Origin of the sequence: Paenibacillus sp. OSY-SE (assembly GCF_000283315.1) — a bacterium.
In the GTDB taxonomy this organism is placed as follows: domain Bacteria; phylum Bacillota; class Bacilli; order Paenibacillales; family Paenibacillaceae; genus Paenibacillus_B; species Paenibacillus_B profundus.
Genome location: NZ_ALKF01000204.1, coordinates 142,948 through 155,065, shown reverse-complemented (window position 1 = coordinate 155,065; position 12,118 = coordinate 142,948). Strand labels below are relative to the sequence as shown.

Annotated in this window: 7 protein-coding genes; 2 read left to right on the top strand and 5 right to left on the bottom strand. The window is 52.3% G+C overall.

What is annotated here, in order from left to right; genetic code table 11:
* Positions 1-547: 547 nt before the first annotated feature.
* Complete coding sequence (gene uvrA, locus A372_RS0130595; protein ID WP_019424760.1) at positions 548-3,418, bottom strand: excinuclease ABC subunit UvrA; 2,871 nt, start codon at positions 3,416-3,418, stop codon at positions 548-550.
* Positions 3,419-3,474: 56 nt separating this feature from the next.
* Positions 3,475-5,472, bottom strand: coding sequence for an excinuclease ABC subunit UvrB (gene uvrB / locus A372_RS0130590; protein ID WP_026011392.1), 1,998 nt, complete (start codon positions 5,470-5,472; stop codon positions 3,475-3,477).
* Positions 5,473-5,867: 395 nt separating this feature from the next.
* On the opposite strand from uvrB, the gene A372_RS0130585 reads away from it, so the two are divergent.
* A complete protein-coding gene (locus A372_RS0130585) occupies positions 5,868-6,680 on the top strand; it encodes a flagellar motor protein (RefSeq protein ID WP_019424758.1) in 813 nt (270 codons plus the stop codon).
* Positions 6,664-7,479: an OmpA/MotB family protein gene (locus A372_RS0130580; RefSeq protein WP_019424757.1), complete on the top strand. Its 816-nt coding sequence runs from the start codon at positions 6,664-6,666 to the stop codon at positions 7,477-7,479. The genes A372_RS0130585 and A372_RS0130580 overlap by 17 nt, the downstream gene beginning before the upstream one ends.
* 229 nt (positions 7,480-7,708) lie before the next feature.
* Here A372_RS0130580 and A372_RS0130575 read toward each other — a convergent pair whose 3' ends face one another.
* The 3 genes from A372_RS0130575 to A372_RS0130565 all read right to left on the bottom strand — a co-directional run bounded on the left by A372_RS0130575 (position 7,709) and on the right by A372_RS0130565 (position 12,107).
* Positions 7,709-9,079 carry a PDZ domain-containing protein gene (locus tag A372_RS0130575; RefSeq protein ID WP_019424756.1) on the bottom strand — a complete coding sequence of 457 codons (1,371 nt, stop codon included), beginning with the start codon at positions 9,077-9,079 and terminating at the stop codon, positions 7,709-7,711.
* Positions 9,080-9,216: 137 nt separating this feature from the next.
* Positions 9,217-10,653 carry a S41 family peptidase gene (locus A372_RS0130570; protein ID WP_026011391.1) on the bottom strand — a complete coding sequence of 479 codons (1,437 nt, stop codon included), beginning with the start codon at positions 10,651-10,653 and terminating at the stop codon, positions 9,217-9,219.
* Between the two features lie 227 nt (positions 10,654-10,880).
* Positions 10,881-12,107: a peptidoglycan DD-metalloendopeptidase family protein gene (locus A372_RS0130565; protein WP_019424754.1), complete on the bottom strand. Its 1,227-nt coding sequence runs from the start codon at positions 12,105-12,107 to the stop codon at positions 10,881-10,883.
* Positions 12,108-12,118 lie beyond the last annotated feature (11 nt).

The following is a 12,118-nucleotide window of genomic DNA, read 5'->3' as shown; positions in this document are numbered from 1 at the left end:
GCTCTGCAGTGAATTGACTCATACATGCAATGAATGGGCTAGTGGGCAGAAGAGTTTCCTGGACGAGAAAGATCGACTTCGCACAATTGTTGGAGCAAGCCAAGCGTTGAGAGATGCATTCGTAAATGGACGGTCTGAAAGGTTCTTCTCCCCTTCGTTCAGAATGGCAGCCCCCTTTCCTTTTCAAACGAGAATAGGTTGTCGGACTACTCGGCAAATGGTCCTTATGTCCATTCTCCCATACCGTCAGGAAGGATGAAGACGTGGATGAGATACATGCCAATTTGAATATACCTTGCCATAACGCGGCCGCTCATGATGGCAGATAACCAGAGTCGTCCTTGGTCGTGGCGCCTCCTGAAGGATGGGGAGAATGAAGCAAAGGGGGCGATGAAGCAGAGCACCGTCAGTCTGAACGCGCCATGACACGAGCGGAACATTTCGTTCATGATGAAAAATCAATGAAAGTATAATCCCATCAGCAAAAAACCGTCGCCTGCCCACTCGGCAGACGACGGTTCATCGTCAAGTTGTGCTCAATTGCATGTTACGCGTCCTTTGTTGCTGCGACGAGCGACTTCTCTGTCCGCTCGCGGTCGCGTTCAAGGACAGGCTTCAAGTAGCGTCCGGTGTAAGAGGCATCTACCTTCACGACGTCTTCCGGCGTGCCTTGGGCAACGAGCGTTCCACCGCCGTTGCCGCCTTCCGGACCTAAATCGATGATATAGTCCGCCGTCTTGATGACATCGAGATTATGCTCGATGACGAGCACGCTCTCACCGGAGTCAACGAGGCGGTGCAGCACCTGCAGCAAGCGGTCGATGTCAGCTACGTGCAGACCGGTCGTCGGCTCGTCCAAAATATAGAACGTCTTGCCAGTGCTGCGGCGGTACAGCTCAGCTGCGAGCTTCACCCGCTGCGCCTCGCCGCCGGACAACGTCGTCGCCGGCTGGCCAAGCTTCATATAGCCAAGGCCGACATCCAAGATCGTCTGCACCTTGCGGTGAATGCGCGGCACGTTCTGGAAGAACTCTACTCCATCTTCTACCGTCATTTCAAGCACATCGGCAATGTTCTTGCCTTTATACTTCACTTCCAGCGTTTCACGATTGTATCGTTTGCCCTTGCATATCTCGCACGGCACATATACATCCGGCAGGAAGTGCATCTCAATCTTAATAATCCCGTCTCCGCGACAAGCCTCACAGCGGCCGCCCTTCACATTGAAGCTGAACCGGCCCTTCTTGTAGCCGCGAATCTTCGCTTCATTCGTCTGTGCGAACAGATCGCGAATATCATCGAACACGCCGGTATAGGTGGCCGGGTTGGAACGCGGTGTCCGCCCTATAGGCGATTGGTCAATTTCGATTACTTTATCGATATGCTCTAACCCGCGAATTTCACGGTGCTCACCTGGACGAACCTTGGCTCTGTTCAGATCGCGCGCCAATGTCTTGTACAGAATCTCGTTCACCAGTGTCGATTTCCCCGATCCAGAGACGCCCGTGACTGCCGTGAATACGCCAAGTGGAATTTTCGCATTGACGCCACGCAAATTATTCTCCTTGGCTCCGCGCACTTCGATCCATCTTCCGTCCAACGCCCGGCGCTCCAGCGGAACCGGAATGAACTTGCGCCCGCTTAAGTATTGGCCGGTGAGCGATGCCTGATCCGCCATAATTTCCTTCGGCGTGCCTTCAGCAACGACCTTGCCGCCATGTATTCCGGCTCCCGGACCGATATCAATAATATAGTCAGCCGCAAGCATCGTATCCTCGTCGTGCTCTACGACAATCAGCGTATTGCCCAGATTGCGCATATGCTCCAACGTCTCAATGAGGCGGTCGTTATCGCGTTGATGCAGTCCAATGCTTGGCTCGTCCAATATATACAATACGCCCATCAAGCTGGACCCAATCTGCGTCGCGAGACGAATCCGCTGTGCCTCGCCGCCGGACAGCGTTCCTGCCGCACGGTTCAGCGTCAAATATTCAAGTCCGACATTCACGAGAAATCCGAGGCGCGAATTAATCTCTTTCAAGATGAGATTGGCAATCATCTGCTCCTTCTCGCTCAGCTCCAGACCAGAGAAGAAACGCTGTGCTTCCCCGATCGACAGCGATGTGACATAGGCCATGTTCTTATCATTCACGGTCACCGCCAATATTTCCTTGCGCAAGCGATGACCTTTGCATACGCTACACGGCTTCGCGCTCATAAACCCTTCGATGTACTCGCGGATGCCTTCCGAGGCCGTCTCACGATAGCGACGTTCCAGGTTGTGAATTACGCCTTCGAACACAACGTGAGCTTCCTTCGAATGTCCGAAATCATTCTCGTAACGGAACTTCACCTTCTCGCTGCCCGTGCCATGCAGCAGCTTCGTCATCTGATCCGGCTCGAGCTGCGCTATCGGAATATCGGTCGGAATGCCGTAATGGTCGCAGACCGACTTCAGGAACTGCGGATAGTAGTTCGAAGTGCTCCCGGCCCATGCTTCGAACGCTCCGTCATCAATGGTTTTCTCCTGATTAGGAATCAACATCTCGGGATCGACAATCATCTTCATGCCAAGTCCGTCGCATTCCGGACAAGCGCCGAACGGACTATTGAACGAGAACATCCGCGGAGATAATTCATCCATGCTGAAGCCGCAAGTCGGACAAGCCAGATTCGAGCTGAATATGAGTTCTTCTTCGCCGATAATATCGACGAGCAGCTTGCCGCCTGACATCTGCAGCGCCGTCTCGATCGAATCGGCCAAGCGAGCTTGAACATCATCCTTGACGACGATCCGGTCAACGACGACTTCGATGCTATGTTTGCGGTTCTTGTCGAGCTCAATGCTCTCCGATACTTCGCGAATCTCGCCATCTACGCGTACGCGCACGAAGCCCTGCTTCTGGATGTCGGCGAGCACCGTCTTATGCTCGCCTTTGCGTCCGGAGATGACTGGCGCCAAGAGCTGCAGCTTGGTCCGTTCTGGATAAGACATGATGCGGTCCACCATCTGCTCGACCGTCTGCGACGTAATCTCAATCCCGTGCTCCGGGCAATGTGGATGCCCGATGCGGGCGAACAGCAAGCGCAAGTAATCGTAAATTTCCGTGACTGTTCCAACGGTGGAACGCGGGTTGCGGCTTGTCGTCTTCTGGTCGATCGAAATGGCTGGAGATAAGCCGTCTATCGAATCGACGTCCGGCTTCTCCATCTGTCCTAGAAATTGGCGTGCGTAGGCAGAGAGCGACTCCACGTAACGCCGTTGGCCTTCCGCATAAATGGTATCAAACGCTAAAGACGATTTTCCCGAGCCGCTTAAGCCCGTCAGAACGACGAACTTATCACGAGGAATCGTCACATCTATATTTTTCAGATTATGGGCACGCGCCCCTTTAATCACTATATGTTCACTCGCCAATGGGTTACCCTCCTGCTTTTCGGGTTCACTCGAACCTCATGAAGCCTTCCGAATTGTTATTCCATCGCCCGTAGTTCAAGCAGAGCGTCACGCAGCTCGGCCGCGCGTTCGAACTGCAAGTTCTTGGCTGCATCTTTCATTTCTTTCTCCAAACGCTGAATCAGTGATTGGCGGTCTTTCTTAGACAGCTTCTCCACGGACTTGCCAATATCATACTCACCCTTCGATTCAGCTGTCTTCGTCGCTTCAATGACGTCGCGAATTTTCTTGCGAATCGTCTGCGGCGTAATGCCGTGCTTCTCATTGTGCGCAATCTGTATGCTGCGGCGGCGTTCCGTCTCCTTAATAGCCTTCGTCATAGAGTCGGTCATCTTATCAGCATACATAATGACGTATCCATCCGAGTTGCGCGCCGCACGTCCGATCGTCTGAATGAGCGATCGGTCCGAACGCAAGAAGCCTTCCTTGTCGGCATCCAGTATCGCAACTAACGACACCTCCGGCAAGTCCAATCCTTCCCGCAGCAGGTTAATGCCTATCAGCACATCGAATACGCCCAGGCGCAGATCGCGAAGCAGCATCATGCGCTCCAGCGTCTTAATATCAGAGTGCAGATAGCGTACTTTAATACCGATTTCCTTCAAGTAATCGGTTAAGTCCTCTGACATCTTCTTCGTCAGCGTCGTCACGAGCACCCGTTCATCCTTCGCCAAGCGAATGCGGATCTGCTCGATCAGGTCATCGATCTGTCCTTTCGTCGGACGCACCTCAATGACAGGGTCAAGCAGTCCAGTCGGACGAATAATCTGTTCGATCATTTCCGGACAGTGCTCTATTTCGTATGGTCCTGGCGTTGCCGATACAAAAATGGATTGACCCATCTTCTGTTCGAATTCCTCGAACTTAAGCGGCCGGTTATCCAGCGCAGACGGCAGACGGAAGCCATGCTCCACGAGCACTTCCTTCCGGGCGCGGTCTCCGTTGTACATCCCGCGAATCTGCGGCAGTGTTACATGCGACTCGTCAACGACAATCAGGAAATCATCTGGGAAATAATCAAGCAGCGTATACGGAGTCGCTCCGGGTTCCCGGAACGTTAGCGGACCCGAGTAGTTCTCGATCCCGGAACAGAAGCCCATCTCCTGCATCATCTCGATATCATACCGCGTCCGCTGTTCTAGACGCTGCGCCTCCAGCAGCTTGCCCTGATCACGCAGCACTTCCAGCCGTTCTTCCAATTCACGCTCGATATTAACGAGCGCCACCTTCATCGTCTCTTCAGCCGTAACAAAGTGAGAAGCCGGAAAGATAGCGATATGGTCGCGTTCACCGATAATTTCTCCCGTTAATACATCAATTTCCGTAATGCGCTCAATCTCGTCCCCGAATAGCTCGATGCGCACCGCATGCTCACTCTTCGAGGCCGGGAAGATTTCTACAACATCCCCGCGCACGCGGAACGTCCCGCGGACAAAGTTCATATCATTGCGCTGATACTGAATGTCTACCAGCTTCGACAATATGACGTTGCGCGGCTTCTCCATTCCGGTACGTAGAGATAACACAAGATTTCCGTATTCAATCGGAGAACCCAAGCCATATATGCAGGATACACTCGCTACGATAATGACGTCCCGCCGCTCGAACAGCGAACTCGTCGCAGAGTGGCGCAGCTTATCAATCTCTTCATTGATGCTCGAGTCCTTCTCGATATACGTATCCGAAGAGGGAATGTACGCCTCCGGCTGATAATAATCGTAATAACTTACAAAGTAATCTACCGAGTTATTCGGGAAAAACTCTTTGAACTCGCTGCATAACTGCGCCGCGAGCGTCTTGTTATGCGCAATAACGAGCGTCGGCCGGTTCACACGGGCAATCATCTGGGCAATCGTAAACGTCTTCCCTGTTCCCGTGGCACCGAGCAGAGTCTGAACCTTCTTTCCTTGATACACACCCTCTACCAACTGTTCAATAGCTTGGGGCTGATCTCCTTGAGGCGCAAATTCCGATTCTAGCTCGAACGTCTTCGTGCTGATTTCCAAATCTGCCATCACTTCACCGCACTTTCCGTATTCAGTTCTTACTTCTATTATTACCATCTTGCGAATGGTTCCTTAATCCTGATTTCACCTGAAGGGTATTCATTCATCTAGGTCCCCCGACTCAAAACGCATGCAAAACATGACGGGGTGGATCCCTCCCTAAACTTTACCCAATCTTCACCCGATAAAAATAGGAGACAGCGCAAAAATTAGAGAAGCGGATGCGCCATCCAAAATGACCGCTTCTTCAGTTCTTTTTATACGTGGATAAGGACGGTTGCGCTCCTGTCTAGCCCAAGTCCTTAATACGTTCAAAATAGGAATGTTTGTTCCCTTTTCATTATACTCCTTTCATGGATTGGATGCAAATGGGAAATGTATGTTTAACGGGAGAGGATTAACTTATGGATAAAACGACGGTAATTGGCATTATCGCAGGATTAGCCGCATTAATCGGCGGCTTTTTGTGGGAAGGAGGCCAGATCAGCGGTTTATGGGAGAAGACCGCCGCACTCATCGTATTTGGGGGCACGATTGCAGCGGTTGTCGTCAGCTTTCCGGGCAAACGTCTGCGCAACATCCCAAGCGCACTCAAAATGGCTTTCCAGCGCAACCCGACAGACGCGCAGAAGCTGATTGACGACATCGTGGCGATGAGCAATATTGCCCGCCGTGAAGGAGTTCTGGCCTTGGAGAGCCATGCGCAGAAGCATGAGAACGGATACTTGCGCGATGGCATGATGATGGTGGTGGACGGCACAGATCCAGAGCTAATCAAGCAGATGCTTGAGCTTGAAATGGATGGCGTCGAAGAGAAGCATGACGGCTATGCCAAAATATTCGAAGCTGCCGGCGGCTATGCGCCTACTATGGGAATTATCGGAACGGTCATGGGGCTGATTCACGTGCTTAGCAATCTCTCCGATCCTTCAGCGCTCGGTCCTTCCATTGCAGTCGCTTTCACGGCTACTCTGTACGGGGTCGCAACGGCCAATGTCATCTATCTTCCGATCGCGAGCAAGATCAAATCGCGCAGCGAGGGAGAAATTCGCTTAATGGAAATGATGGAGTACGGCATATTGTCTGTCCAGGCGGGAGAGAACCCGCAAATTGTGCGCAAAAAGCTTGGCTCGTTCCTGCTCGCCGAAGATTCGTTACAACCGCTGAAGATGGTTCCGGACGCAAAGCGAGGGATGATTCATGAGACGCAGAAATAGAAAGGGCGCCGCCAAGACAGAGAGTCACGAGCGCTGGCTTATCACCTATGCCGACTTGATTACGCTGCTCATGATATTTTTCGTCATCATGTACGCCATGAGCCAAGTGGATGCGGATAAGTATGAATCACTTTCCGAGACGCTTCAACTCTCCTTCCGCAATGCCGATTCCGCCCTGCCGAAGGGGTCTGGCATCCTGGACGGCGGTTATCTGAAGACCGGAGAGACCGGCGCCCTCGACACCGCTCAAGACGGTGGTTCGGGTGACATGAAGGAAGAGCATGCAGTTGCGATTGGAACGATAACGAACAAAGATTTAGCATTTCGCAAGCAGGAAGAGGAATTGAAAAACTTCATGAACGTCATTCAGCAATATGTGGATGACAACAAGCTCGGTGAGCAAATTGAAGTGTCGGATATTCCGAAAGGGATTGCAATCCGTATGAGCGACAAGCTGCTGTTCGACTTGAGCCGGGCCGATCTGAAGCAGAAAGCAATGCCGACGATGGACAAGCTCGCCAGCTTGTTCCCACAGCTGAATACGACCATCAGTATTGAAGGGCATACAGATAATCTTGCCTTCGCGCCAGGCGGACGATACAAGGACAACTGGGAATTGTCCGCAGCACGCGCGTTGTCTGTGCTTCGTTTCCTAGTGGACGAGAAGAAGCTGGATCCTGAACAGTTCCAAATTGCCGGATATGGTGAAACCCGCCCCGTTGTGGATAACAAAACGGAAGAGCACCGCCAGCAGAACCGAAGAGTCGAAATTATCGTTCTACGCAATATGGTGCAGTAATTCAGATTATTACGCCATCAGTCCTATCAATCACATAATGTCTGGAAATACACAGTTTATGCACAATGTTAACAGAGTTATCCACGTTATGCACTGATATATCAACAGTTTGTTAACAACTTCTGGACAATTCAGACTGTTTCGCAATCAGTTATCCACAATTCACAGCAATTATCTATATTTTGATATAAAAAGCTCACATCCTGCGTTGGATGTGAGCTTTTTTCATTTATATCGAGGTGTCCGTCGTTGCAGTCGGCCGGTGAGCTTCTTCATGTTTATCCGCCCTATCGTTCCCTATGGATATTCCTTGCTCATCTTGCTTCGGGCCGAACCCCTGCTTCAGCTTCGCCCATGGTGCAGCGAGCAGCGCGAAAAAGGAAGGCTGCCTCGTTACTGCAACAAAGCTGACGCTATTGTCCGGTGCCAGCAGCACGCCCAGCTGATGATGCTCTCCCGCATACAGCGCACGCTGCAGGAAGCGGACTTCTCCGTTCGCATCGTACACTTCAAGCTTGCAAAATGCCGCATTTGACCGCAGCGCCTGATGCAGCTGTTCCTTCGTTCGCACGGAAATGCCATTTGCCTTCGCGATGACCTCGCCGATGCGGATGCCGAGCTCCTGCGCCGGGCTGCCCGGCAGTACCGCCAGCACGCGCAGACCGCGCGCATCCTGTGTGAAGACAGGGCTGCGTTCACTTTCCTCGCGGCGGCTGTACCAGATGAGCGCTTCGTGAAGCACGAGCGCGGCGATAGCAGCAACCGGCACGAGCGGCGACCACCATGTCGCTGCCAAGCCGAGCGCGAGCAGCACCGCCGCGTATGCGAACAGGCGCGAAGCGCTGACCGCCGCCTTCTCTTGCGGCAAGCGTGTGAACGTCAGCTCGGAGAAGCCGATCATGACTGGAAATGCAATAAGCGTCCAGCCCTGCAGCCAGATATCACCGCCGAAGAGCGGCGTCCAAGGCAGCGGCGTTCCCGCTGTCGCTGTCGGAAAGAGCAGCATGAGCGGCACCGGCCAGAGGCTCTGCATCTGATACGCGCCGACGATGCGGCCGCGCTTGCTCTCCATGAACAGCGGCCCGGCCATCCTTGCTGCTTGCTTGCGAATGAGCCAAGCTTCCGCGGCATGCAGCAGCGCAACGAGCACCAGCAGGCCAGCCGCATCCATGTCACGGATCGCTGCGATCATCGTTCCGCCCCATCCGTCCACCGTCCAGTCTGGCGCAAATACGCGCAATCCGAACTGCAGCAAGGCAAGCACGCTGGCAGAATAAGCGAGACATAAGAAACGCACACGCACAAGCAGCAGCAGCAAAGCGACAATCCACAGCGCAATAACAACCTCGCGGGTTACGGTAATTCCGAGCCCGATGGCGGCCGCCGATACGATGAGGCCCGCTGCGAGACCACCAAGCCACGCATGCCATGTTTGCTCCGCCCAACTATGCATCTTGACGGAGAACAGCCTTCGTTCCAGCGTCACCTGTCTCCGATAGTACATCGCAATGAGGATGATTGCCAACCAATAAAATGGCGACAGCAGCCATTGCAGCAATCCTTCTGCCAAATGAACACCGATTTCCGCTAGGAGGTCCACTTCACCCGCTCCTTTCCACAACCCAACCTGTCTTACTCTCATGTATATCAACGTTATGTTCCAGCACTATGCAACAAGGAAATAAAAAAAGGAAGGTACAAGCCGAAGCTTGCGACCTTCCTTGTATTCGACAGACTTTACCGAATTTCCTTCTGCAATGTGTCTACCGCTTTATGCAATTGCGCATCGTTCTTCGGATCACGCATTGCCTTCATAATCGCTTGCTCCAGTTGTTCACCTGTCTTAGCGTCCACCGAGCCGGTGACCCCCAGCTTGTGATCGCGCTGGAATGCCTTGATCGCCGTTTCCGTCTCCTTCGAGAAGTAGCCGTCCTTGCGTCCAGGCTTATAGCCGAGGCCATCCAGCATAATTTGAACGTTTTTCACGTCCGCATCATTCATGTCGAACTTCAGCGTCGTATCTTTAGTAATCGGAGCCACGTAATAGAAATCAGGCTGCTGCACCGAAATATCCGGTTCGATGCCCTTCTGGTGAATCCAGTTGCCGTTTGGCGTCAGCCATTTGGCAATCGTAATCTTAATCAATCCGCCATCACCGGAATCGTAGCTCGTCTGAACTGTGCCTTTACCGAACGTATGCTCACCGACCAGCTTAGCGCCTGCCGATTCCTTGAGCGCACTGGCCATAATCTCTGAAGCGCTGGCGCTGCCTTTATTCGTTAGCACCGTCACTGGATAAGATTTCACTCCAGCTGCGCCTTGGGAATTGTAACGATCGCGCTCTTTGTTGCGATTTTCAATCTGGACGATCGGTTTGCCCTTCGGCACGAACAACTCCGTCATCTTCTGCACGATATCCAGCACCCCGCCCGGGTTGTTGCGCACATCAATGACGAGTCCCTTCATGCCCTGCTTCTCCAGCTTCTCCAGTTCCTCTTTAAATCGCTCGAATGTGTTCAGAGAGAACTGGCGAATCTCGATATAGCCGATTTTGTCTTCCAGCATCTTCGGATAGACCGTCTCCATATCCACTTCGTCCCGCACGACGACAAGCTCCATCGGCTTGGATTGGCCGGCGCGCTTAATTGTAATCTTCGCCTTCGATCCTTTTGGGCCGCGAATTTTCGCTACGGCCTCGTTCAAGTTCTTGCCTTCCAGACTCTCGCCATTCACCGACAGCAGGACGTCCTTCGGCATAACCCCCGCCTTCTCAGCTGGAGATCCTTTAATCGGCGACACCACCGTCACTTCGCCATTCTCCATCGTAACTTCCGCGCCAATTCCGGTAAAGGCGCCTTCAATACTGTGATTGAACTGCTCCGCTTCCTCTTTCTCCATGAACGTAGAGTAAGGATCTCCGAGGGAAGAAATCATGCCATGTACGGCACCGTTAACCAGCTTCTCGCGATCGACCGGCGTAAAGAACTTGTTCTCGATAATTCCCATTGCTGAATTAAGCTTCTGCATTTCTTGCGTCGATAGGCCACTGCCCGTCGCGGCAGCTTGTCCTCCGCTTGCAAATATCGGCAAATCCACAGCGGTCAGCGTTAACGCGCTGCTTACCAGCATCGCCGCTCCCACAAGCAGAGCGACGGTACGCCCTTTGAACGACATATAAATCACCGCCTTCGTCTTGTCCGTATGCATAAGCTCGGGGCCATTCAACCTTCGGTTTATACAACCGGTACCTTATAAAGCATCTTGGTGCAAATGGAATCAGAAAATATTGCTTTCACATCATGCAGGTGCTGATTCATCACGCAGAAACCGTACGCCCTCAGACGAGGACGGCACAGCCGTTTCCACGTGACACTCACTATTATATGTCAAATATTCCGCAATTATTTTAAATAATCCTCTGGGTCAACACGTTCGCCGTTCAAGCGAACTTCAAAATGAAGGTGATTGCCTGTGGCGCGCCCAGTCGCCCCGACTTCCGCGATTTTGTCACCACGCTTGACCGTATCGCCCTTCTTAACCTTGATTCCACCGTTCTTGATATGACCGTATAAAGACCAAAGCCCGTTCCCATGGTCAATAATAACACAGTTTCCGTAGCCACTCCACCATTCTGCCAGTATGACGGCTCCGTTTTCTGCGGCATAAATCGGCGTTCCACCCGCTACGGCCATGTCGATACCGCTATGGAACGCGCCGCTTTTGCCATTAATCGGATCTGTACGGGAACCAAATTTCGATGAAATGTAATAATCGGCAGCGAGCGGCACCCCGAGCTTACCGCCAGTATACGTATATACTCGCTGCGGACTCTTCTGTGTTGGCTTCGGCTTGTTCAAGCTATTCTTCTTCCGGATTAAATCCGCGCGCTTCTGCGCGAATTCCATCAGCAAGCGTTCCTGCTCCTCGCTCGCCTCATCCGATTCATCAATCTGTTCATTGTAGCTCGCAATCATGACTTCTTTTTCTTTTTCCTTCAACATCAGGTCTTTCTTGGCGCTGTCCAGCTTGGCATATAACAGCTTGACCCGCTTCAATTCCGTCTCGATTTCCTGCTTCTTCTGTACGACGAGCTGCTTATCACGCTTATGCTCGGCCAATATTTCCTTATCCTGCGCCGCAATTGATTGCAAAGAATCGATTCGATCGAGGAAATCGGAGAAGCTCGTAGCACTGAACAAAACATCTATGTAGGATACGAATCCGTTCGTATACATAAGCCTCACGCGTGTATCGAGCAGCTTCCCCCGGTCTTCAATACGGTGGTTAACCTCTTGAAGCTCATGCGCCGTAGTTTCCAGGTTCGATTCCGACGTATCGATTTGCGTGGCGACGGAAACCATCTCATTTGCTTTCTTATCGATTTCGCCCAGCAGCACATTCATATCCTTAGTGGTCTTGACGACCATCTTCTGCGCTTCTGCCTTCGTCGATTTTGCTTCCTGCTGCTTCAGCTCCGCTGCGCGCATCTCGCTCTGCAGCTGCTTCAGTTCCTTATTAACCTTATCCAATTCGGACGCTTGTCCAGTGGATGGCGGCACCATCGAGAAAAGAATTGCAAAGCTTGCAAACAGTGCTATCCATCTTTTTTTCCCGTACTTTGGTTTCAATCCGGCTCCTC

Coding starts and splice junctions, on each gene's coding strand:
- uvrB (WP_026011392.1), bottom strand. CDS start 5,472: ATGGCAGATTTGGAAATCAGCACGAAGACGTTCGAGCTAGAATCGGAA.
- A372_RS0130585 (WP_019424758.1), top strand. CDS start 5,868: ATGGATAAAACGACGGTAATTGGCATTATCGCAGGATTAGCCGCATTA.
- A372_RS0130580 (WP_019424757.1), top strand. CDS start 6,664: ATGAGACGCAGAAATAGAAAGGGCGCCGCCAAGACAGAGAGTCACGAG.
- A372_RS0130570 (WP_026011391.1), bottom strand. CDS start 10,653: ATGTCGTTCAAAGGGCGTACCGTCGCTCTGCTTGTGGGAGCGGCGATG.